Annotated in this window: 18 protein-coding genes; 11 read left to right on the top strand and 7 right to left on the bottom strand. The window is 68.4% G+C overall.

The window, feature by feature from the left end; genetic code table 11:
* Window positions 1-69 precede the first annotated feature (69 nt).
* Window positions 70-3132, top strand: coding sequence for a TonB-dependent receptor (locus FCU40_RS00980; RefSeq protein ID WP_168072307.1), 3063 nt, complete (start codon window positions 70-72; stop codon window positions 3130-3132).
* Window positions 3133-3380: 248 nt separating this feature from the next.
* Here the strand turns inward: FCU40_RS00980 and FCU40_RS00975 are convergent, their stop codons facing one another.
* The 5 genes from FCU40_RS00975 to FCU40_RS00955 all read right to left on the bottom strand — a co-directional run bounded on the left by FCU40_RS00975 (window position 3381) and on the right by FCU40_RS00955 (window position 9492).
* Window positions 3381-4622, bottom strand: a complete 1242-nt coding sequence (locus FCU40_RS00975; RefSeq protein WP_168072306.1) for an MBL fold metallo-hydrolase — start codon at window positions 4620-4622, stop codon at window positions 3381-3383.
* A gap of 3 nt (window positions 4623-4625) precedes the next feature.
* Window positions 4626-7001, bottom strand: a complete 2376-nt coding sequence (locus FCU40_RS00970) for a TonB-dependent receptor (protein WP_241693523.1) — start codon at window positions 6999-7001, stop codon at window positions 4626-4628.
* A 95-nt stretch (window positions 7002-7096) separates the two neighbouring features.
* Window positions 7097-8062 carry a FecR domain-containing protein gene (locus FCU40_RS00965; RefSeq protein WP_168072302.1) on the bottom strand — a complete coding sequence of 322 codons (966 nt, stop codon included), beginning with the start codon at window positions 8060-8062 and terminating at the stop codon, window positions 7097-7099.
* Window positions 8028-8633 (bottom strand): RNA polymerase sigma factor, encoded by a 606-nt coding sequence (locus FCU40_RS00960; protein ID WP_004619255.1) that lies wholly within the window; start codon window positions 8631-8633, stop codon window positions 8028-8030. The genes FCU40_RS00965 and FCU40_RS00960 overlap by 35 nt, the downstream gene beginning before the upstream one ends.
* A gap of 94 nt (window positions 8634-8727) precedes the next feature.
* Window positions 8728-9492: a TOBE domain-containing protein gene (locus FCU40_RS00955; protein ID WP_168072300.1), complete on the bottom strand. Its 765-nt coding sequence runs from the start codon at window positions 9490-9492 to the stop codon at window positions 8728-8730.
* Between the two features lie 70 nt (window positions 9493-9562).
* On the opposite strand from FCU40_RS00955, the gene modA reads away from it, so the two are divergent.
* Both modA and modB read left to right on the top strand, forming a co-directional pair.
* Window positions 9563-10321, top strand: coding sequence for a molybdate ABC transporter substrate-binding protein (gene modA, locus FCU40_RS00950; RefSeq protein ID WP_168072298.1), 759 nt, complete (start codon window positions 9563-9565; stop codon window positions 10319-10321).
* Window position 10322: 1 nt separating this feature from the next.
* On the top strand, window positions 10323-10997 hold the full coding sequence (gene modB, locus FCU40_RS00945; protein ID WP_168072296.1) for a molybdate ABC transporter permease subunit: 675 nt from the start codon (window positions 10323-10325) through the stop codon (window positions 10995-10997).
* 70 nt (window positions 10998-11067) lie between these two features.
* On the opposite strand, the gene FCU40_RS00940 is transcribed toward modB, so the two are convergent.
* Window positions 11068-11712, bottom strand: a complete 645-nt coding sequence (locus FCU40_RS00940) for a TetR/AcrR family transcriptional regulator (RefSeq protein ID WP_004619247.1) — start codon at window positions 11710-11712, stop codon at window positions 11068-11070.
* A 169-nt stretch (window positions 11713-11881) separates the two neighbouring features.
* Between FCU40_RS00940 and FCU40_RS00935 the strand changes: the two genes are divergently transcribed.
* The 4 genes from FCU40_RS00935 to FCU40_RS00920 all read left to right on the top strand — a co-directional run bounded on the left by FCU40_RS00935 (window position 11882) and on the right by FCU40_RS00920 (window position 18214).
* Window positions 11882-12067 carry a hypothetical protein gene (locus tag FCU40_RS00935; protein WP_004619246.1) on the top strand — a complete coding sequence of 62 codons (186 nt, stop codon included), beginning with the start codon at window positions 11882-11884 and terminating at the stop codon, window positions 12065-12067.
* Between the two features lie 56 nt (window positions 12068-12123).
* Complete coding sequence (locus tag FCU40_RS00930) at window positions 12124-13305, top strand: efflux RND transporter periplasmic adaptor subunit (RefSeq protein WP_168072294.1); 1182 nt, start codon at window positions 12124-12126, stop codon at window positions 13303-13305.
* Between the two features lie 167 nt (window positions 13306-13472).
* Entirely contained in the window at window positions 13473-16649 is a 3177-nt protein-coding gene (locus FCU40_RS00925) for an efflux RND transporter permease subunit (RefSeq protein WP_168072292.1), read from the top strand.
* Window positions 16650-16816: 167 nt separating this feature from the next.
* On the top strand, window positions 16817-18214 hold the full coding sequence (locus FCU40_RS00920; RefSeq protein WP_168072290.1) for an efflux transporter outer membrane subunit: 1398 nt from the start codon (window positions 16817-16819) through the stop codon (window positions 18212-18214).
* Between the two features lie 31 nt (window positions 18215-18245).
* On the opposite strand, the gene FCU40_RS00915 is transcribed toward FCU40_RS00920, so the two are convergent.
* Entirely contained in the window at window positions 18246-18980 is a 735-nt protein-coding gene (locus tag FCU40_RS00915; protein ID WP_342672522.1) for a LytTR family DNA-binding domain-containing protein, read from the bottom strand.
* A 153-nt stretch (window positions 18981-19133) separates the two neighbouring features.
* On the opposite strand from FCU40_RS00915, the gene FCU40_RS00910 reads away from it, so the two are divergent.
* The 4 genes from FCU40_RS00910 to FCU40_RS00895 all read left to right on the top strand — a co-directional run.
* On the top strand, window positions 19134-19679 hold the full coding sequence (locus FCU40_RS00910; protein ID WP_168072287.1) for a DUF2306 domain-containing protein: 546 nt from the start codon (window positions 19134-19136) through the stop codon (window positions 19677-19679).
* 109 nt (window positions 19680-19788) lie between these two features.
* The gene (locus FCU40_RS00905; RefSeq protein ID WP_004619234.1) at window positions 19789-20502 is read left to right on the top strand and encodes a TetR/AcrR family transcriptional regulator; all 714 of its coding nucleotides are present in this window, start codon (window positions 19789-19791) and stop codon (window positions 20500-20502) included.
* A 170-nt stretch (window positions 20503-20672) separates the two neighbouring features.
* Window positions 20673-22919 carry a TonB-dependent receptor gene (locus FCU40_RS00900; protein ID WP_168072285.1) on the top strand — a complete coding sequence of 749 codons (2247 nt, stop codon included), beginning with the start codon at window positions 20673-20675 and terminating at the stop codon, window positions 22917-22919.
* Between the two features lie 81 nt (window positions 22920-23000).
* Window positions 23001-23557: MFS transporter (locus FCU40_RS00895; protein WP_168072283.1), on the top strand; the 557-nt coding region annotated here is incomplete at its 3' end.

Here is a 23557-nt window from a genome sequence, read left to right as displayed (position 1 = left end):
TATATTGGAATTACATTCTACGGTCCTCGCCAATCACCGCGAATGATAGCGGTACCTTGGGAGGGACGCATGAGGACCAATCACAAACGCCGCGTGTTCATGGGCTGTGAAACCGCCATCGCTCTGGCCACGGCCTTTATTGTGCCAGCGCTGGCACAAGCGCAGACCACTGGCTCGACGCCAGCCGGCGCCGATACGGCCGTGGCCGAAGTGGTCGTCACCGGGTCGCGCCTCGCCGCGCGCGGGTTCAGGGCGCCCACGCCGGTCACGGTGATCGGCTCCGAGGAGATCGGCCTCTCGGGGACCCAGAACGTCGAAACCCTGCTGAATGACACGCCGCAGTTTCTCGGTTCGCAAAACAACGGGCCGACCGCCAATACGGTGCCCGGTGGGACCGCCACTCTGAACCTTCGTGGGTTCGGCGCGCAACGGAACCTCGTGCTGGTCAACGGCCGCCGGTTCACGATCACCGGGCCGGACCAGACCACCGACATCAACACCGTGCCTGCCGCGCTGATCAAGCGCGTCGAGACCGTCACGGGCGGCTCTTCGGCGGTCTATGGCTCCGATGCGATCACCGGCGTGGTCAACTTCATCATGAAGGACGACTTCGAGGGCGTCGAACTGACCGGCGAGGCCCGTCAGGACACGCATACCAAGACCAAGACCTATACGGCCGACCTCACCTTCGGGACCAATTTCGCCGATCATCGCGGCAATGTCGTGGTGGCCCTCAACTACCTGGATCGCGGCGGATATTCGCGGGCGGACCGTGGCGGCTGGGCCATGCCGACCCTGGCGGACGGCTGCGTCACCGCCGCAAGCTATAGCGCCACGCGCGCCGGCACGCCCCTGGCCATCCCGGCCGGCCAGACCTGCCTGTCGGCCGGCGGGCGGCCGGGGCTGATCTTCGGCGGCAGCGGGACCATTCCCAACGGCCGCTTCGTTCCGGTCGGTTCGCCCTCCAGCCCCGGCCTGACCGCCGCCCTCGCGGCCGCCGGCTTGAGCGGCCTTGGCTCGCGCGGCTTCACGTTCGACGACGCCGGTAAGGCGGCCCGCCCGGCGACGACGCCTGGCGACGACTACGATCTGGCCCCGGCCAATTACATCGTGATCCCGCAGCGTCGCTGGCTGGCCAACATGGCCGCCCACTACGACTTCAACGCCCACGTGACGGGCTACGCCGAGGCCAACTACAGCAACAACCGAGTATCGATGCAGCTGGCGCCCAGCGGCTTTAGCGGCAACTTCCTGGTCAACGTCAACAACCCGTACCTGACGCCGCAGCTTCAGGACGTCCTGCGGCAGCTCGACCAGCTGGAAGTCGGCACGGTGCGGGCGACCAACGGCACGTCTTCGCTCACCACGACGGCGGGCGACGGCCTGGCGATCCTGAACGTCAACCGGCGCGTGCCGGAAATCGGCGCCCGCACCAATACCACCGACCGCTCGGCCTTCCGCACGGCCCTCGGCGTGCGCGGCGATCTTGGCAGCGTCTCCGAAAGCTATCTTCGGAACCTCAAATACGATGCCTACTACACCTACACCCGAACCACCGACACCAGCACCTCGGGCGGCGCCATCTCGCTGAGCAAGGTCCAGGCCGGCCTGCTGTCGGCGAACGGCGCGCCGCCGGTGCTCAACATCTTCGGCGCAAATCTGTCGCCTCAGGCCGCGGCCTCGATCGCGGTGGCGTCGACCAACTACACCGAATCCTCGCAACAGGTCCTGGCCGCCAGCCTGGCTGGCGAGCTGTTCGACACCTGGGCCGGTCCAATCGACTTCAGCGCCGGCGCCGAGTACCGCAAGGCCTCGGCGCGGTTCGTGCCCGACAGCTTCCTGGCCTCCGGCGACGTTTCAGGCTTCAACGCCGCGAAGTCGACCCAGGGCTCGGAGTCGGTCAAGGAAGTCTATGGCGAAGTCCGCGTTCCGGTGCTGAAGGACTCGCCCCTGGGCGAACGCGCCAGCGTCAACGGCGCGTTCCGTTACTCGGACTACGACCTGTCGGGCGTCGGCGGGGTCTGGACCTACTCGGTGGGCGGCGAGTATGCGCCGATCTCCGACATCACCCTGCGCGGCCAGTTCCAGCACGCCATCCGCGCGCCGAACGTGGGCGAGCTGTTCGGCGGCAACACCATCAGCGGCCCCTCGGCGGTCGATCCCTGCTCCAGCCGCCAACCGACGGCCCAGCAGACGGCGGCCGTGCGGGCGGTCTGTGTCGCCACCGGCGTGCCGGCGGCCTCGGTCTTCACGCTGTCGGTGCAGCCCAACACCTTCATCAGCCAGGTTTCGGGCGGCAATCCCAATGTGGGCCCGGAAAAGTCGAACACCACGACCTTCGGCGTCGTGCTGCAGCCGCGGTTCGTCCCCGGCCTCGCGATGAGCGTCGACTACTTCAAGATCAACCTCGACGGCGCCATCGCGCCGCTGGGGGGCGGCATCTCGAACACGCTGAGCCTCTGCTACAACACCATCCAGGACGCCAGCAGCGTCTTCTGCAAGGCGATCACCCGTGACCCGCTCACCGGCCAGATCGCCGCCCCAGGCTATGTCACCACGACCAATGGCAATACCGGCGGGCTGAAGACCTCGGGCGTCGACTTCGACGCCAACTATCGCTTCAACCTGGCCTGGGGGCCTTTCGGCGGCAGCCGCTTCGATATCGGCTCCAACTTCACCTACACCGACGAGTTCACGGCCACGCCCGTCCAGGCGCTGCCGGCCACTAAGAACTATTGCATCGGCGCCTTCGGCCCGACCTGTGGTCAGCCGATTCCCCGTTGGAAGGGCGTGTCGCGCGTCACCTGGCGTTCCGGTCCGGCGACGTTGAGCCTGCGTCACCGCTATATCGGCGAGGTGACGGTCGACACCTATCTGCTGCCCAAGCGCCTGGGCGCGGCGTTCCCGGACAAGGCGACGCTGACCACCCCGGTGATCAAGGCGCAAAACTATTTCGACCTGACCGCCGGATACGAAGTGAACAAGGCCGTGAGCTTGACCGCCGGGCTCCGTAATCTCTTCGACAAGAATCCCCCGATTGTTGGATCGTCGGCCCCGTCGGACAATACGTTCGCCGCGACTTACGACGTCGAGGGACGCGTCGTCTACGCCAGCGTGACCGCGCGGTTCTAGAGCGTGACGCCGAAAGCGTTAAGACGGAGGGCGACCCGCCGGCCGCCCTCCGTCCCTTTGGGTCGGCGCTCATGCGCCGACCTTTCCTTGTGGGCGCTCTCAGGGCCGTGATTTATAAGAAGACCTCGCTCATCGCCCTTTGCGGGGCGGGCGCGCGAACCCGTTGAAAGGTCGTCGTCTCACGCGATCGCGTGGACGAATGTCCAGGGTCCGAAGGAAGGCCTGTCGGGCCATGGCGCGGACGCGCCTCAAGCGGACCAAGGTCCCCAGCTGGATAGAACCTTGTCCGTTTCATCCGAATTGTCGGTGACCACGATTCTGTAGCGTCCTCCGCCTGGCGCCACCCTAACCACGACGTGCCCGTTCTGAGCGACCAGGCGATCGGTCAGCCATTTGTGGGCTAGCACGTTGGCTGACGACAGACCGGTGGAGAAGACATCGCGCGCGCCGGCATAGAGCCGCTGGCTCAGCATCCGTTCCAGAGCGTCGGGACTGGGATGGGCCGCGTGCCAACCCTGGATGATCCAGGCGCGGGGGCGAAGCGCTCGCACGACATCCGCGCCGGTGGCGTCGAACATGCCGTGGTGCGCGGCGACGGCGACGTCGACCGGGCCGGCGACCTGGGCCGCCGGCGTTTCGACGTCGCGCCAGGGCTGAGTTCCATCGAAGCTGCTACTGGTGAGGTCTCCAGCCGCGAAATAGCCGAACGCCCCATAGCGCAGGCGGATGGCCGTCGAGCAGGCGTTCTCGTCGGGGATATCGTCCTTGGCCAGGGTCTCGATCGGCGGGAAGAGGCGACGGGTTTCGGTCCCGCGACCGGTCCAGACCTCGCCGTTGGCCGCCAGGTTGCGGATCTCGACGCCGGGGAGCTTGAGCTGATCGGCCGCCCCGACCTCGAAACGTTCGACCCTGCCGCCCGTCCGCGCGCGCTCGCGGAGAAACGCCTTGTAGTTCTTGGCGAACGGCGCGTCCCAGGGCTTGGGGAAGGCATAGTCGGGATAGTCGCGATCGACCAGCAGGCCGATCGGCAGCAAGGCGGCGACGTCGCTGACGCCGGTCAGGCGATAGGCCCCGCCGGGCGCCAACGGCGTGTCGGGACCCACATCGCCGACGTGATCGGGATGCAGGTGGGTGACCAGGAAGGCGTCCAGCTTCGGCTCGCCCGTCGCGGCCAGATGGCGGCGGGCGTAGCGGCCGATCCATTCGCCGGCTCGGCGTTGGGGGCCGGGGCGTATGTCCAGGCTGGCCGGCGGCGGCGTGGCCGAGGCGCCGGCGTCGATCATCAGGCTGGACCCGTCCGGTCCTATGATCAGGGCGCAGTCGCCGCGACCGGTGGCGATGTGGTGGATGTCAAGGCCGCCGCGCCGCCAGGGGCGCAGCGGTTGGCCGACGACGTCCTCATCCCGCGACGGCGCCGCGGCGGTCAAGGGCGCCGCGCTCAGCGCCGCGGCGGCCGACAGAAGTGCGCGCCGGGTGAACACTGTCGCCATGGCCTAGAACTTCGCCGACAGCATGACGCCCATGGTCTGCGGTTCGCCCAGATATTCGGCCAGCACGCCTTGGGTGGAAGGGGTCAGCAGATAGTCGACATCGCCCAGGTTCTTGACCCAGGCCGTCAGTCGCCAGCGGCCGTTCTGGCTTTCGTAGCCCACCGACAGATTGGTCAGGGCGTAGCTGTCGATGTGCAGGTTCGGGTCCTTGGTCGCGCCGGTGTAGTAGCCGTCGGTATAGGCCCAGCTCAGCGCACCGGTGAGATAGCCCTTGCCGTTCAACGGGATGCGGACGTCGGCGGCCAAGGCGCCCTTGTTCCGCGGCGACGAGCCCAGCGGATTGCCGGTGTTCACCGCCCCGCCCGGAATGACGAAGTTGTCGTAGACAGTGTCGAGCAGGCCGTAGTTGCCCATCAGGTTCAGCCAGGGCAGGGGACGCCAGGTCACTTCCAGCTCCGCGCCCTTGACCGTGGCCTGGCCGGCGTTGGTGATGGTCAGCACGCGGGTCAGGTTGTTGAAGAACAGCTCCTGCTTATCCTTGTAGTCCATGTGGAAAATCGAGGCGTTGATCCGCAGGGTGTCGGCCAGCCATTGCGACTTCACCCCCAGCTCATAGTTTGTGACGGTCTCGGGATTGAAGGGCGTCGCCAGGGCCGACAGCGTCGCCGCGTCGGTATTGAAGCCGCCGGCCGTGTAGCCGCGGGTGACGCTACCATAGACCTTGAGATCCTGGCGTGGCGTCCAGCTCAGCACGGCGCGGGGCGTGACCTCGCTCCAGTCGGCTTTCAGGTCGCGGGCGGTGAAGCTGCCGGTGGCCGGCCTGACGAAATCCGTTCGCACTAGCGAAGCGGTCTTCTCGTCGTGGGTGTAGCGCGCGCCCAGGGTCAGGTCCAAGGCGGCGGGCAGGTGGAGCGTGCCATCGATGAAGCCGGCATAGCTGCGGGTCCTCACCGCTTGGTCGGTCAGCACGTCGGATGAAGCCACGCCCGTGACGGCGGCTAGGCCGCGCGTGCGCAGCTGGCGCTTGGCGTTCTCGTCGGCGAGGTAGACACCGGCCACGACGTCGCCACGCGACCATTTCGGGCTGGCCCAGCGGACCTCCTGCGAGAACAGCCCCACGTCGTCGACGTCGCGATTGACGCTCTGGGTGTTGGTCCCGGTCAGGAACACATAGCTGGCGCCGGTGCCCGAATAGTCCTCGCCCGACTGCGACCAGCGGTAGCCGGTGATCGAGGTGACCTGGCCGACCGGCGCGGTCCAATAGATCCGCGCCGAGGCGCCCCACTGGTTGCGACCGAAGTCCTGGACATAGCCCAGTTCCGAGGTGCGGCGATCGCCGTCCGAGCCGGCGCCTTTGGAAGACAGGGTGCGACCGCCGTTGTGATCCTCGCCATAGTCGGCGCCCAGCAGCACCTCGACGTTGTCGGCGGCGCGCAGACGGGCCTGGGCGCGGACGCCGCGGCTGTCGAGATCGTCCTCCTCGCGGCCGGTCAGGCGGTCGCGGCCGTAACCGTCGTGCTGTTTGAACGAGCCGGACAGGCGAAGGGCCACGTCCTGGCCGACCGGGATGTCGACGCGACCGTCGACCTGCTTCAGGCCGTAGTCGCCGCCGCCAATCCGCACCGAGCGCGCGGCGTCTTCGTAAGCCGGCTTGCCCGTGTCCAGTACGATCGCGCCGCCGGTGACGTTGCGGCCGAACAGCGTGCCTTGCGGACCCTTGAGGACCTGCACCGAATTCAGCCCGTAGAGCTCGAAGCTGGCGGCGCTGTTGCGGGGGATGAACAGGTCGTCGATCACCACGGCGACAGGCTTGTTGGCGCCGATCTGGGTGAAGGTGTTGGTCGCGCCGCGGATGGCGATGGTCGGGCTGCTCTGACTGAACGACGAGACCAGCAGGCCCGGCGTCAAGCGCGAGATGTCACGCAGGCTTTCCAGCCGATAGGTCTCGACCGCGCGGCCGGAAAAGGCCGACAGCGAGATCGGCACGCCCTGGGCGGCTTCCTCGCGCTTCTGGGCGGTGACGATGATGGTGTCGAGCGCGGCGGGCTCGGCGGCGACCGTGTCCTTGGCCGGCGCCGGGACGCGGCGCAGGACGATGACGCCGGCGCTGTCGGAGACGATTTCCAGGCCGGTTCCGTCGATCAGCTTGTGCAGGGCCGCGCGGGCGTCCATCGCGCCCTTCAGGGCCTGGGTGCGAACGCCTTCCAGCCCGTCGGCGGGCGCGACGACCTGAAGGCCGGCCTGACGAGCGAAGGCCGAAATGGCCGAGGCCGCCGGTTGAGCTGGCACGTCGAAGACGCGCTGCTGGGCCGCCGCCGGCGCGGCGTGGGCCAGGAGAGCCAGAGCGGCGACGCCGCCGGCCAGGAGTGTCTTTCGCATCATGGTGTCGCCCCGAATTCCGCCGGTCCCGCGCCGGCCTCATCGGGGTGGAGCCTCGGCGAAGACTCTCCCGCCATGTCGTCTCCGAAAAAAGTTCAGCCGCGGCTCAGGCGGACGCCGTCGGCGCGCGGCGTGGCGGTCAGCCCCAGGCTCATGGCGGCGGCCTTGGCGAAGCCGTCGGGGTCGCTGGCCGAGAACAGGCCGGTCATTTTCAATCGGGCCACCGTCGGGTCGTCGATGACGATCCGGCGATCGGAATAGCGCGCGAACTCCTCGGCCGCCTGGCCCAGTGTCAAGCCGTCCAAGTCGATCTGGCCTTGTCGCCAGGCCAGGGCCCGGTCGACAGCGGCCGCCCCGACCACGGTGGGCGTCAAGGCGCCCAGGCTGGCCACCTGTATGGCGTGCTCGGCGGCCAGGCGCACCGGCTTGCCCTGGGATCCACGCCAGACCTCGACGACGCCTTCCCGGACGATCACCCCGACTTGGCCGTCGGCGTGGGCGCGCACCGTGAAGCTGGTGCCGACCGCGCGCACGCGCACGTCGCCGGCCACGACCACGAAGGGTCGGGCGGGGTCCTTGGCGACATCGAACAGAGCTTCGCCGCGCAGCAGGTCGACGCGCCGCATCTTGCCGTCGAAGGCCGCGCGGATCGTCGTGGCGGTGTTCAGGGTGACGGCCGAGCCGTCGCTGAGCGGCGCGCGGCGGATATCGCCCTTGCTGGTGGTCATGCGGCCGCGCAGGCTCATCGCGCCATAACCAACCGCGCCCACCACCGAGGCGGCGGCCAGGACGCCGCCCGTCGCCAACAGGCGGCGCCGGTCGGCGGCGCGGGCCACGGGATGGGTCGAGGGCGAAAACGCGGCGCTGAGACCTTGCGCGCGATCCAGGTGGGCGCTGATCGCCAGGGCCCTGGCGTAGGCGCCGGCCCGGCGGGGATCCCGCGCCGCCCAGGCTTCGAGATCGGCCTGCTCCTTGTCCGACAGCGGCCCTCGATCGACGCGCGCGGCCCATCGGGCCGCGGCGGCGTCAATGTCGGCGCTGCTCTCTCGGATCGTGGTCAACTTCGATCGGGTCCTCGCTGCTACGGTCCTTAGATGCCTGGAAGCGTCCGTTTCCGCCACGCCCCATCGCCTTCATCAGCACGCCGATGCCTTTTCCAACGTGCTTCTCGACCGTGTTTTCGGAAACGCCCATACGTTGGGCGACCTCGCGCTGCGACAGGCCATGGACCTTGCGCAGGGTGAAGGCCTCTCGACACTTGGTCGGCAGGCCCGCGATCAGGGCGGCGATGCGCGACAATTCCTGGCGGTCGGCCGCCACGGTCTCGGGCGAAGGTTCGGCGCTGGGCGGGACCAGGGCCTCGGCCTCCGCGAGGGCTTCGAAGGCCACGATGCGGCTGCGGCGAAGACTTCGCAGGATCACCGACTTGGCCACCTCGAACATATAGGTGCGCGGCGTTTGGATGTGGTCGACCGCCTCCAGCGCCGCGAGGATCGCGTAGGTCTCTTGGACGATGTCGTCGACTTCCAGCCCGGCGAGCGGACGACGCGAGAGCCAGGCGCGCAGCGCCGGCTCGTGCGGCAGCGCGTTACGCGCCAGCCAGATCGCCCGCTCTTGGGTCGCCAGGGTCATGGGCCAAGTCTGCTATCAGCCGATTGTGACAGCTAGCCCAATGCAAAGCTTGGGCGGTCTGGGCTCCGGGGCGCGGGCGGAGCGGCCGGAGACCTTAGTCGACCGCCAGGATCACGTCGGACGCGGCGACCCGGGCTTCCACGCGCGCCCCGACGGGCAGGGTCCAGGCCGCGTCGCCGGGCTTCAGGGTGGCGGTCAGGGTCTTGCCAGCCGGGAGGGCGATCGTCGCCTCGGCGGAGGTCTCGCTGGCCTCGCGGTCGACGATCTGGCCGGCGAGTCGGTTCTCGCCGTCGCCGTCCTCCACCCGCACGAGGCTGGACTTGATCAGGGCGATCGCCGTCCGGCCGGCCGCGAGACCCAGGTCCTCGACGCTGCGCCGGGTGATCGCGGCGCGCAACGACAGGTCCTCGGCCATGGACAGGGAGACGGTCGCGGTGACGCCGTCGCCGTCGATCGCGGTCACGACGCCGCGCAGGGCGTTGCGGGCGCTGGTGCGCAGGCCCAGGCTCCAGAGAAGCTCCGCGTCGCCCGAGAGGTCGGCTTCCAATCGAGCGAAGGCGGCGCCGATCTCGCGCTCGGCGGCGCGGAAGGCGCGGATCACCGCCCGGCCGCGCGGCGTGACCTCGGCCGTTCCGCCGGACCTGCCGCCTGGCGCGGCGCTCACCAGGGGCGCGTCGAACAGGTTGTTCAGCGCCTGAACCCCGTCCCAGGCGCCCTTGTAGGAAAGGCCGGTGTCCTTGGCCGCCGCGCTGATCGATCCCAGCCGCGCGATCGCCTCCAGAAGCGCGATGCGCTCAAGCCCCACGCGCGCCAATCCGCCGCGTTTCAGGATCAGGGAGGCGCTGAAGTCATCCGTCACTGGTCGGCCCGCGTTTCCATCGTTATGTAGTTGCGCTGCATAACCACTGCGCCAAGACCAGGATTACCAGATGATCGCCCGTCGTCCGATGCTGATCGCCGCCATCGTCGGCGTCCTTTCGCTGGCGCTGGGCGGCGCCGCCCTGGCCGGTGAGATCAAGGTGGCCGTGGCCGCCAACTTCACCGACGCCGCCAAGGAGATCGCCGCGCGCTTCAAGGCCAAGACCGGGCATGAGGCGAACCTGAGCTTCGGCTCGTCGGGCCAATTCTACACCCAGATCGCCAATGGCGCGCCGTTCGAGGTGTTCCTGTCGGCCGACGCTGAGCGGCCGCTGAAAGCCGAGGCGGAGGGCTTGGCGGTTCCGGGATCGCGCTTCACCTACGCCACGGGTCGGCTGGTGCTCTACAGCAAGACGCCGGGCCTGGTGGACGGCAAGGGGGCGGTCCTCAAGACCGGCAAGTTCGAGAAGCTGTCGATCGCCGACCCCAAGACCGCGCCCTATGGCGAGGCGGCGGTCGAGACCCTGACCAAGCTGAAGCTCTATGACGCGCTGAAGCCCAAGATCGTTCAGGGCAGCTCGATCACCCAGGCCTTCCAGTACGTCCAGACCGGCGCGGCCGAGCTGGGCTTCGTGGCCCTGTCGCAGGTGATCAACGAGCCGGGCGGTTCGCGTTGGCTGATCCCGGCCGCCGACCACGCCCCGATCGATCAGCAGGCGGTTCTGCTGAAGACCGGCGAAAAAAGCGAGGCGGCCAGGGCCTTTCTCGCGTTCCTGAAGGGGCCGGAGGCGAAGGCGATCATCCGGCGCTACGGCTACGAGGCGCGCTGAGGTGACGGATGTCCTGTGGCTGACGGCCAAGCTGGCGGGGCTGACCACCCTGCTGCTGCTGGCCCTGGCCACGCCGCTGTCCTGGTGGCTGGCGCGCGGGCGTTCGGCCTTGCGAACCCCGGTGACGGCGCTGGTCGCCCTGCCGATCGTGCTGCCGCCGACGGTGCTGGGGTTCTATCTGCTGATCGCCCTGGGGCCGAAGAGTCCCCTGATGACGTTGCTGCATCCGTTCGGGATCCGCACCCTGGCCTTCACCTTTGAGGGGCTCGTGATCGGATCGCTGATCTACGCGCTGCCCTTCGCGGTGCAGCCGTTGCGCAACGCCTTCCTGGCCGTCGGCGACGAGGCGCTGGAGGCGGCCGCCACCCTGGGCGCCTCGCCCTGGGCGCGGTTCTGGCGCGTGGCCCTGCCGCTGTCGCTGCCCGGCTATGTCGCCGCCGCGATCCTGGTCTTCGCCCATACGATCGGGGAGTTCGGGGTGGTGATGATGCTGGGCGGGAACATCCCCGGCCACACCGCCGTGCTGTCGACCGAGATCTATCGCCTGGTCGAGGCGCTGGAGTGGGGAGAGGCCCACCGCCTGTCGCTGATGCTGCTGGTCTTCGCTTTCCTGGCGCTGCTGGCGTTGCTGGCGCTGGAGCGGCGCGCGAAGAACCCCAGCCGCGCCCGATCGTGAGCGGGCCGATCGGCTCCCGCCGCCGAGACCGAGGGCGCTCGCCCTTCGAGAGTTCGGGAGCGCGGACCGTTCAGCAGCCGTCCAGGTGGTACTTGATCAGCGCCCGGGCTGACCGGGCCACGGCGCGCACCGGGCCGCCGGCGCCGAGCGTCACGCGGGCGCCGGACGCGCCTTCCATCAGAAGCATCAAGGCGTCGGCCAAGTCGTCGTCCTTGGCGCCGGCGCGACGGGTCAGGTCGACCAGCCGGCGGTACAGCTCCTTCTTGTAGTTGACCGACACCACCTGGGCGGGGTGGCCCTCCTCGTGCAGCTCGATGGCCGCGTTCGACAGCGGGCAGCCCAGCACGTCCTTGTTGCAGGCCTTGGTCTCGAAGGCGTCGAAGATGGCTTCCAGTTGCGCGCGCGGGTCGGCGCAGCAGCAGGCCGTCACCTCTTCCCACCAGGCCCAGTACTCTCGCTCCTGCTCGCGCAGGACCTCGGCGACCAGCTCGTCCTTGGACGGGAAGTTCCGATAGAGCGTCATCTTGGTGGCTTCGGCCTCGGCGGCGATGGTCTCGACGCCGACCGCCCGGATGCCGTGCTGATAAAACAGCTCGCGGGCGGTTTCGAAGATCCGGTCGCGCGCCGGACGCTTGGACGCGGGCGAACCGGGGGGAGCCCCGACCGCTGCTTCCGTGTCGCCCCCGACAACGTCCCCAGAATTTCTTGTCGCCATTTTGGCAGGCCTCTCCTTGACGTGAGAGTTACCGGTCAGTATCTCTCCGCCGTGGCGCGATGATACCGAACGGTCTCGTCACATCCTAAATCGTCTCTCAGGTCGCTCGGGTCAAGTAACAGGCCCTGCGACATTTCACTCTTTAACCCCAAAAAAGGAGCGCGCGCCAATGCCCCCGCAAACAAACGTTCACGCCGACGCGCCCCAAGCCAAGTCTTCCAAGGGGTTTCTGGCTTTCCTCAAGCCCGAGGTCCGCGCCAGCCATCGCTGGCTTGGCCGCGCCACGGTCCGGGCTCTGGGCGATACCTGGACTTCGAACACCCGACGCGCCGCCCGCCGGCCCGTTTGGGAATGACAATCAGACACGTCCGCCGTTCCTCCCCGCTTCACCGTCCGACAGGGTTCCTCCCCATGCGTCTCCAGCCCGTCATCACCTCCTTCGCCGGCCTGGCCGCGGTGGCCGTGCTTGCCGCCTGCTCCGCCCAGGCCAAGCAAGAACAGACCGCCGCCGCTCCGCCCGTCCAGGTCACCGTCACCGACGTCGCGTTCAAATCGCTGCGCCAATGGGATGACTTCACCGGCCGCCTCGAGCCGATCGACACCGTGGAGATCCGTCCGCGCGTCTCGGGCTATATCGACGGCGCCCGCTTCGCCGAGGGCGCGCGGGTGTCCAAGGGCCAGGTGCTGTTCCAGATCGATCCGCGTCCGTACCAGGCCGAGGCCGACCGCGCCGCCGCCGAGGTGGCCCGCGCCAAGGCCCAGCTGGACCTGGCCGTGGTCAATCGCGAACGCGGTCGCCGCCTGATCGAGCAGAACGCCCTGGCCCAGAGCGAATTCGACCGACTGTCGTCGGAAGAGCGCGCCGCCCAGGCCAATGTCTCGGCCGCCCAGGCCGCGCTCCAGACCGCGCGCCTCAATCTGCAATGGACCAAGGTCACCTCGCCGATCGACGGCCGGGTCTCCAAGGCCATCATCACCCGAGGCAACCTGGTCACCCAGGCGTCGCTGCTGACGACCGTGGTGTCCGACACCCCGATCTACGCGGCCTTCAACGCCGACGAGCAGACCTTCCTGAAATACGCCGCCGCCGAGCGCGGCAAGGAAAGCCCGGTCTATATGGGCCTGATGACCGAGGACGGCTATCCGCATGTCGGCAAGCTGACCTTCATCGACAACGCGCTGGACGCCAAGAGCGGCACGATCAACGGCCGGGCGATCTTCGCCAACGCCGACGGCAAGTTCACGCCGGGCCTGTTCGCGCGCATTCGCCTGGTCAGCGCCGAGTCGCGGGAGGTGGCCCTGGCCCCCGACCGCGCCGTCGCGACCGACCTTGGCAAGCGCTACGTCGTCGTCGTCAACGGTTCCAACAAGGCCGAGTATCGCCCGGTCGAGATCGGTCCGCTGGCCGGCAATCTGCGCATCATCCGCTCGGGCCTGAAGCCCGGCGACCGGGTGATCGTCGGCGGCCTGCAGAAGGTCAAGCCGGGCGACACCGTCGCGCCGGTCAAGGTCAAGACCGAGCTGGCGGACCTTGGACAGCTGGAAGTCGGCGGCCGCCAGATCGTCGAGGGCCGGTCCGCAGGCCAGAACTAACTCTCCCTTCCCCCTCGATGGGGGAAGGGCGGGGATGGGGGTGACCACGGCGCCTGAAGCTTAGCGCCGCGCTCGCCTTCCCCCTCGGTGATCACCCCCACCCCTGCCCCTCCCCCATCAAGGGGGAGGGGTTCGCCAAACGCGCTCCTCTCCCCAGGACGACAACGATGTCCTTTTCCAAGTTCTTCGTGAGCCGACCGCGTTTCGCGGCCGTGCTCTCCATCATCATCTTCATCGCCGGTCTGGTGTCGCTGCCGCAGCTGCCGATCAGCGAATATCCGGAAGTGGTGCCGCCGACCGTGGTCGTGCGCGCGGCCTATCCCGGCGCCAACCCGTCCGTCATCGGCCAGACCGTCGCCGCGCCGCTGGAGCAGGCGATCAACGGCGTCGAGGGGATGATCTATCAGTCGTCCCAGTCGGCCGCCGACGGGGCCATGGTGCTGACCGTGACCTTCGCCCTGGGCACCGACCTCGACAAGGCCCAGGTGCAGGTCCAGAACCGCGTCGCCCAGGCCCTGCCGAAGCTTCCTCAAGAAGTGCAGCGGATCGGCGTGACGACGGACAAGGCCTCGCCCGACCTGACCCTGGTCGTGCACATGATCTCGCCGAACAATCGCTACGACATGCTGTACCTCAGCAATTACGCGCAGCTGAACGTTCGCGATCGGCTGAAGCGGATCAACGGCGTCGGCGACGTGCAGATCTTCGGCGCCGGCGCCTATTCGATGCGGATCTGGCTGGACCCCGAGAAGCTGGCGGCCCTGTCCATGACGACCGGCGACGTAGTCCAGGCCCTGCGCGAGCAGAACGTCCAGGTCGCCGCCGGCCAGCTAGGCGCGCCGCCCAACGCGGGCTCGGGCGCGGACTTCCAGCTGTCGGTCAACGCGCCCGGCCGCCTGACCGATGAGGAGCAGTTCCGCCAGGTCATCGTCCGCTCGGGTCCCGACGGCCAGATCACCCGCCTGGGCGACGTGGCGCGGGTCGAGCTGGGCGCCAACAACTACGCCCTGCGCTCGCTCCTGGACAACAAGTCAGCCGTCGCCATGCCGATCTTCCAGCGTCCCGGCTCCAACGCCCTGCAGATGGCGGCAGAGGTCAAGAAGACCATGAAGGAACTCAAGAAGGAGTTCCCCGAGGGCGTCGACTACGAGATCATCTACGACACGACCGCCTTCGTGCAGCAGAGCATCGACTCGGTGGTTCACACCTTGATCGAGGCGATCATCCTGGTCGTCATCGTGGTGGTGATCTTCCTGCAGGGCTGGCGCGCCTCGGTGATCCCGCTGATCGCCGTGCCCGTGTCCTTGATCGGCACCTTCGCCGTGATGCTGATGCTGGGCTTTGGCCTCAACGCCCTGACCCTGTTCGGCCTGGTGCTGGCCATCGGCATCGTGGTGGACGACGCCATCGTGGTGGTCGAGAACGTCGAGCGGAACATCAGCCTCGGCCTCGCGCCGCCCGACGCCACCCGCAAGGCGATGACCGAGGTGACGGGACCCATCGTCTCCACGGCGCTGGTGCTGTGCGCGGTGTTCATTCCCACCGCCTTCATCAGCGGCCTGTCGGGCCAGTTCTACCGCCAGTTCGCCCTGACCATCGCCATCTCGACGGTGATCTCGGCCTTCAACTCCCTGACCCTGTCGCCGGCCCTGGCCGCGGTGCTGCTGAAGTCGCATGACGCGCCCAAGGACCGCTTCCAGAAGCTGATCGACGCAGGCCTGGGCTGGCTGTTCAATCCGTTCAACCGCTTCTTCGCCAAGGCCTCGAACGGCTATGTCGGCGGCGTGGCCAAGACCCTGGGACGCTCCACGGCGGGCCTGGTCATCTATGCGGCCCTGCTGGCCCTGACGGTCTTCGCCTTCGCCAAGACCCCGACCGGCTTCGTGCCGCAGCAGGACAAGGCCTATGTGGTCGCCGTCGTGCAGCTGCCCGACGCGGCCTCGCTGGACCGCACCGAGGCGGTCATCCGCCAGATGGGCGAGATCGCCAAGACCGTGCCGGGCCTCAAGCACTCGGTGGCCTTCCCGGGCCTATCGGTGAACGGGCTGATCAACAGCCCCAACTCCGGCGCGGTGTTCTATCCGCTCGACGACTTCAAGAACCGTCGCGACAAGGACAAGCAGGCCGGCGCGATCGTGGCCGCCCTGAACCAGAAGTTCGGCGCCATCCCCGACGCCCAGATCGCCGTCTTCCCGCCGCCGTCCGTCCAGGGCCTGGGCACGATCGGCGGCTTCCGGATGCAGATCGTCGACAAGGCGGGCCTGGGTCCGGAAGAGCTGAACAAGGCCACCCAGAACCTGATGGACAAGGCGCGCAAGGACCCGGCCCTGGCGGGGATCTTCTCCAGCTATCAGGTCAGCGTGCCGAAGATTCAGGCCGATATCGACCGCGAGAAGGCGAGGGCCCAGGGCGTCTCCCTGACCGACCTCTTCGAGACGATGCAGGTCTATCTGGGCTCGCTGTACGTCAACGACTTCAACCGCTTCGGGCGGACCTACGAGGTCAATGTCCAGGCCGACCAGCGCTTCCGCCTGCAGCCCGAGCAGATGCTGCGCCTGCAGACCCGCAACGGGTCGGGCCAGATGATCCCGCTGGGCGCCTTCGTGAACTTCCACGAGACCACCGGTCCCGACCGCGAGAGCCACTACAACGGCATGCTGACCGCCGAGATCAACGGCGGCCCGGCGCCCGGCTACTCGACCGGCCAGGCCCAGAAGGCCCTGGAAGACCTCGCCAAGAAGGAGCTGCCCAACGGCATGGGCTACGAATGGACCGAGCTGACCTACCAGCAGATCCTGGCGGGCAACACGGCGGTCTTCATCTTCCCGCTCTGCGTGCTGCTGGCCTTCCTGGTGCTGGTCGCCCAGTACGAGAGCTGGAGCCTGCCGCTGGTCGTCATCCTGATCGTGCCGATGACCCTGCTGTCGGCCCTGGCCGGCGTATGGATCAGCAAGGGCGACAACAACATCTTCACCCAGATCGGCCTGATCGTGCTGGTGGGGTTGGCCTGCAAGAACGCCATCCTGATCGTGGAGTTCGCCAAGGAGCGCGAGGAGCATGGCGAAAGCCCGCTTCAGGCGGTGCTGGAGGCCTGCCGCCTGCGCCTGCGGCCGATCCTGATGACCTCGATCGCCTTCATCATGGGGGTCTATCCCCTGGTGGTGTCGCACGGAGCCGGGGCCGAGATGCGTCGCGCCATGGGCGTGGCGGTGTTCGCGGGGATGCTGGGCGTGACCGTCTTCGGCCTGATCCTGACCCCGATCTTCTACTACGTGATCCGCCGCAACACGGCCCGCCGGGCCGCGCTGAAGGCGGCCAATCCGGCGGCGGTCGAGGCCCACTGATGACCGCCGGGACACGCGTTTCCCTCCCCCTTCGATGGGGGAGGGGCAGGGGTGGGGGTGACACCGCCGGCGGGCTTCAGCTCGGCCGCGTCACCTCCGGACCCGCTTTCACCCCCATCCCCACCCTTCCCCCATCCAAGGGGGAATGGAGACCTTCGAGGTCTGTCATGAACGCTCTCAGACTCTTCCTTATCGCCGGCGTCTCCCTGACCGCCGCCGCCTGCGCGGTGGGTCCGAACTACAAGGCGCCGGCGACCCCGCCGGCGGCCTTCCAGAACGCCGACCCGGCCGTCTTCAACGCCGCCAATCCGGAAGCGGAGTGGTGGAAGGCGTTCGGCGATCCGGTGCTGGATCAACTGATCGGCCAGGCCCTTTCGGCCAATCTGGATCTCAAGATCGCCGTCGCTCGGGTCGCCGAGGCCCGGGCGTTGTTCACCGAGCAGAAGCTGGACCTCCTGCCGCACGTCGTGGCCGATGGGACCTACGCCAAGAGCGACCAGCAGCAGCCCGGCTCGAACGGCCGGCGCGTCGAGAGCCAGACCTATCAGGCCGGCTTCGACGCCGGCTGGGAGATCGATCTCTTCGGCCGCGTCCGGCGCGGCGTGGAAGCGGCCGGCGCCGAGGCGGGCGCGGCCCAGGCCGACTTGCGCGACGCCCAGGTCACGGTCGCGGCGGAAGTCGCTCGAAACTATCTCGAACTGCGCGGCGCCCAGGCCCGTCTGAAGGTCGCCTACCGCAATCTCGAGACCCAGCGCGAGACCCTGCGGCTGACCAAGGTGCGGTTCGACGCCGGGGCCGGCGGCCCGATCGACGTGGCCTCGGCCCAAGCCCGCCTCAACGCCACGGAGGCGGCGATCCCAGGCCTGATCACGGCCGAGAAACGCGCCAACTACCGCCTGGCCGTGCTGACTGGCCAGCGGCCCGGCGCGCTGGACGCCCTGCTGGTCGCCCGCGCGACCGATACGCGGCCGTTGGTTACGGCCCTGCCGATCGGCGAGGCCGGCGACCTCTTGCGCCGTCGCCCGGACGTGCAGGCGGCCGAGCGTCGTCTGGCGGCCCAGACCGCCCAGGTCGGGGTGGCCACGGCCGACCTCTTCCCGCGCGTCTCGGTGAGCGGCTTCGTCGGCTTCCTGTCGGGGACGTCGGCGGGCTTCGGCGACAGCGCCAGCAAAGCCTGGTCGGTGGCGCCCACCGTCAGCTGGCCGGCCCTGGACCTCGGCAGCGCCCACGCCCGCCTGCGCGCGGCGCGGGCCCGCGATGACGCGGCCCTGGCCAACTACGACCAGACCGTCCTGCGGGCGCTGGAGGATCTGGAGAACGCCCTGGTCGCCTATCGCCAGCAGCAGGCCCAGCTGAAGAGCCTGACCGACCAGGCCGCCGCCTCCCGGCGCGCGGCCGAGCTGGCGCGCATCCAGTACAGGGAAGGCGGCATCGACTTCCTGGTGCTGCTCGACGCCGAGCGCACCCTGCTGGCCGCCGAGGACGCCCTCAGCGTCGCCGAGACCGGCGTCAACACCGACGTGGTGGCGATCTACAAGGCGTTGGGTGGCGGATGGACGGGGTGAGCCGAAACGTCCGCGCCGGCGAGGACCGGGTTCAGAACCAACCCGCCTCGCGCAGGGCCTTGGCGTAGGCGCGGCTGACCGGCGCTTCGATCTCGCCCTTGAGCTTGAGGGTCGCCCGGCCGTCGCCGCGCCGGGCGCCTTCGACGGCGGCCCGGGCCACCCACCAGGAGCGGTGGACCTGGGCGCCCTCGATGCCCTCCAGCTCGGCCACCGCGTCCGCCAGGCGCATCAGGATGAGGTCCTGGCCGCGCGAGGTGTGCAGGCGCAGATAGTGATCCTCGGCCTCGACGGCGAACAGGTCCGCGCCGCGCAGCTTGGCCGGCAGGCGGGCCAGGAACCGGGGCGCGGGCCCGCACGCCGGGGCGGCGTGGGTCGCGGTCAGTGGGCGCTGCGCCAGGAAGTTCAGGCCGGTCATGGCCACGGTGACGATGAACACCGGCGGCAGGTACAGGGGCAGGGCCGCCAGGCGGGGGCGGCCCTGGAAGGTCATCTCGCTGACCAGCCAGACCACCACGGTGAAAGGCAGGGTGACGCCGATCGAGGTCAGGCTTCCATAGAGCCAGGGCCGCGCATAGGCCCGCCCGTTCCGGCCGATGGTCCGGCTGAGCCCGGTGCCGACGACCGCGCCGGTGAAGCACAGGCCGACCCAGTACGCGACGCGGGTAAGCACCGGGATGCCATCGGTGCCGAACGCGCCGATCAGGGCCAGGAACACGCCCGCCGCCGCCGACACCGCCAGGCCGCGCAGGCTCTCCTTCGAGGTCATCGCCATTCGCGAAGCGCGAACGACATCCCCCAGCCGTTCACGAAACGAGGCCGGCGACTGGCGCAACGACGATTGAGACACGAACCCGCCCACTCCACTCAGGTTTCCGACGGCGCGGCGCTGGGAGGCCCGCCAGGATCGGAGTGAGGGAAGATGGCCGAGCAAGGCAAGTCAATGTCTCAGGACGCCCGCTGGATCGGAGTTCGGATGGGCCTGATCGGCGCGGTGACGGCCAGCGTCATCGTCGCGGTGATCGCGCCGCGTTTCGCCGGCCACGCGGCCGCGCTGTCCTTTCATCCGCACGCGCCGGACCTGGACAAGATCGCACAGGCGTCGCTGGTCATCCGGATCCACCTGTTCTCGGCCCTGACGGCGTTGATGATTGGGGCGGCGCTGATGATGCGGGTCAAGGGCACGGCCGCGCACAAGCTGCTGGGCTGGACCTGGGTGCTGGCCATGGGCGCGACGGCGGTCAGCTCGCTGTTCATCCGGGTGGTCAATCCGGGCCATTTCAGCTTCATCCACCTGCTGTCCGGCTGGGTGATCGTCGGCCTGCCCGGCGCGGTCTACGCCATCAAGCGGGGCATGGTCGCCGCGCACCGCCGGGCCATGACCGGAATGTTCGTCGGCGGACTGCTGCTGGCGGGTCTCTTCACCTTCATCCCGGGCCGCCTGATGTGGGCGGTTTTCTTTGGCTGAGCCGGGGCGCCGGCGGCCTTGCGCGGGTCTCGATAACCCAGGGTCTCTTGCCAGCCGCGCTTGGTTGCGCCTATCCGGGGACGGAGCGCAACCAAGCGGGCCCATATTCATGACCGCAGCCAAGACCCGCGTCAGCGGGCGGGGCCGTCCTTCCAAGGCCAAGGGCCTGGATTTGAAGGAGACCATCCTCGACGCGGCCGAGGGCCTGTTCGCGCGCCATGGCTTCCACGGCGTCACGACCCGCCAGGTCGCGGCCGAGGCCGGCGTCGACACCGCCCTGATCCACTACTACTTCGGCGCCAAGCGCGAACTGTTCGACGCGGTGTTCCTGCGACGGGCCGAGATCCTCAACCAGGCGCGCGAGGCGTCGATGAACGCCTATGTGAAGGCGCACGACCCCGAAACTCCGGGGGCCGGGGCCATGACGGTGGAGGGGGTGATCGAGGCCTTCATCGCCCCGCTGCTGCGCATCTCCCAGGACGGCGGACCCGGCTGGAAGAGCTATTTCGCGCTGGTGGCCCAGGTGAACAACACGCCGGCCTGGGGCGGCGAGACCATGGCGCGGTTCTTCGATCCCGTGGTCCATCAGCTGGTCGAGACGCTGAAGATCGTTCGGCCGCAGGCGGAGTATCGCGACCTCTACTGGTGCTACCAGTTCCTGACCGGGTCGATGATGCTGTCCCTGTCCGAGACCGGACGGATCGACAGCCTGTCGGAAGGCGAGTGCCACTCCAGCGACCTCGAGGCCGTTCGGGCGCGGCTGTTCTCGTACTGCGCCGCCGGCTTCGAGGCGGTGATCGCCAAGGCCTCCTCCGCCGCCTGACCGTCAGCCGGCGGTTCATTTTCATCACCTGATGAAAAAACGCTGGCGTCCGTCGCCGGTTCGGGTGATTGTGTCCGCAATTCGCTGTTCGATGAATAGGCGAGGCCCAAGCATACGTCCGCGTGAGAAGGACCATGCTCGGGAGGGCGGAAGCAAGGGAGGGGAAACCCATGAATTCGATGTGGAAGGCCGCGCTGCTGGCCGGCGCGGCGTGGAGCGCCGTCACGAGCGTCGCCTCGGCTCAGGAGAAGGCTCCGGCCGGCGACAATTCGGTGTCCGTCGAGCAGGTGGTCGTCACGGCCCGCCGGCGCGAGGAAAACCTCAAGGACGTGCCGGTCGCGGTCTCGGCCTACTCGTCGGCCAAGCTGGAGCAGCAGGGCGGCACGGATATCACGGTCCTGCAGCAGACCACGCCGAACATCACCGTTCAGACCGCGCGCGGTTCGAACTCGACCCTGATCAGCTATATCCGCGGCGTCGGCCAGCAGGACCCGCTGTGGGGCTACGAGCCGGGCGTGGGTCTGTATGTCGACGACGTCTATATCTACCGGCCGCAGGGCGCGGTGCTGGACATCTTCGACATCGATCACATCGAAGTGCTGCGCGGCCCGCAAGGCACGCTGTACGGCCGCAACACCATCGGCGGCGCGATCAAGTACGTGACCAGGCGCCTGGGCGACGAGTCCGGCGGCAAAATCCGCGCGACCTACGGCAGCTATAACGAGCGCGACCTGCTGGTCCAAGCCCAGACCCCGATCGACGGGACCGGCCTGTCGATCGGCGCGACCTACGCGCTGTACAAGCACGACGGCTACGGCAAGAACCTGACCACGGGCGCGGACCAGTACAACAAGGACGTCCAGGCCTATCGCCTGAGCGCCGAGTACAAGCCGACCGACACCCTGTTCTTCCGCCTGGCCTATGACCACGTGGCCGACGACTCCAACCCGCGCCACGGCCACCGCGAGACGCTGCCGACGACGGGCAACTACCCGATCCTCGGCGTCTACGACACCCAGGCCGGCCTGGGCGACAAGAACCACGTGATGACCAAGGGCGTGTCGCTCACCGGTCAGTGGGACGCCACCAACCACCTGACGTTCAAGTCGATCACCGCCAACCGTCGCGGTCACACCCAGACCATGATCGACTTCGACGGCACGCCGCTGCCGACGCTGGACGTGCCGGCCACCTATGACGACCGCTCGTTCTCGCAGGAACTGCAGGCCGTCTATTCGGACGAGATCGTCCAGGGCGTCTTCGGTCTCTACTACATGAACAGCCAAGCCTCGGGCGAGTTCGACACCATCGCCGGCAATCTGGGCGTCTCGATCGCCGACGGCGGCAAGGTCAGCACCCAGAGCTTCGCGGCCTTCTTCGACTTCAGCGCCAATCTGACCGACAAGTTCAAGGTCTCGCTGGGCGGCCGCGCCACCCGCGACGCCAAGCACGCCAACGTCTTCCGCTTCTTCTATCTGGGCGCGACGCCGTCGCCGTATCAGGGCGGCGCCCAGCGTCCGATCCTGCAGACACGCACCAACTACAGCGCCGCGACCACCTTCGAGAAGTTCACCCCGCGCATCTCGGCCTCGTATGAGCTGACGCCGGATCTGACGGGCTACGTCTCGTTCTCGGAAGGCTTCAAGTCGGGCGGCTGGGACATGCGCGGCGACGCGTTCATCACCCCGCAGACGGTCAACGGCTACAAGCCCGAGGTCGTGAAGACCTACGAGGCCGGCCTGAAGGGCTTCGCCCTGGACCGCCGCGTGTCGTTCTCGTCGGCGGTTTTCCTGTCCAAGTACACCGACCAGCAGGTCACGACCCAGGTCGTCGTGCCGTCGGGCATCGCCAGCTCGGTCGACAACGCCGGCTCGTCGACGCTGTACGGCGCCGAGTTCGAGGCCAGCGCCAAGCTCAGCCACAGCCTGTCGGGCAACGTGTCGGTGGGCTACATCCACGCCAAGTACGACACGTTCAACCGCTTCGTGCCGGCCGGCGCGCCGAACCCGGTCAATCCGTCCCAGACCCTGGCGACGGGCCAGATCGTCAATGTCGCCGACCTCTACGGCTTCCAGAACACGCCGAAGTTCACGGGCAATGTCAGCCTGACCTGGCGCGGCGACCTGGCCGGCGGGACCCTGGCCATCACCCCGATGGTCAGCTACCGCGACAAGTACCAGCAGTTCGAGCAACCGCTGCCGGCCCTGGACCAGAAGGCCTTCACCCTCGTCGACCTGACCGCCGTCTGGACCGCGCCGGGCGGCAAGTACAAGTTCGTGCTGACCGGCAAGAACCTGACCGACGAGCGCTATCGCACCGGCGGCTACAATTTCGGCGCCCCGACCTACAACAACTCGGTCATCGGCTTCTACGGCCCGCCGCGCACGGTGACGGGAACCGTCGAGGTGGCGTTCTAACCCTCTAGGCGAAAGCTGGGGCCGGGCTTGTCGCGACAAGCCCGGCCCATTTTTATGTAGCGGCGGCGTAAGGGGCGACGGATGAGCGAACAGCACAACGCGGCGGCGGCCGGCCCGGGGGCGGCGAAGCCGTCAGGCTATCGCTATGTCGTCCTGGCGATGCTGATCCTGGCCTACACGTTCAACTTCCTGGACCGGCAGATCCTCGGCATCCTGGCCAAGCCGATCAAGGATGAGTTCCATCTCACCGACGCCCAGTTCGGCCTGATGGGCGGTCTGGCCTTCGCGCTGCTCTACACGACCCTGGCCATTCCGATCGCCTGGCTGGCCGACCGCTTCAGCCGGGTCTGGATCATGACCGCCGCCCTCACCTTGTGGAGCGGCTTCACCGCCCTGTGCGGTTTCGTCGGCGGCTTCGGCCAGCTGTTCCTGGCCAGGATGGGCGTCGGCATCGGCGAGGCGGGCGGCGTGGCGCCGGCCTATTCTCTGATCGCGGACTATTTCCCCAAGCAGCAGCGCGCCCGGGCCCTGGCCGCCTACGCGTTCGGCATCCCGCTGGGCACGGCGGCCGGGACGCTGGTGGGCGGTCTGCTGGCGGTGCGGTACGGCTGGCGCTCGGCCTTCATCGTGGTCGGGGC

The sequence above is a fragment of the Caulobacter sp. SSI4214 genome (assembly GCF_012184455.1).
GTDB classification, from domain to species: Bacteria; Pseudomonadota; Alphaproteobacteria; order Caulobacterales; family Caulobacteraceae; genus Caulobacter; species Caulobacter vibrioides_E.
This window is presented reverse-complemented; position numbering and strand designations above follow the sequence as displayed.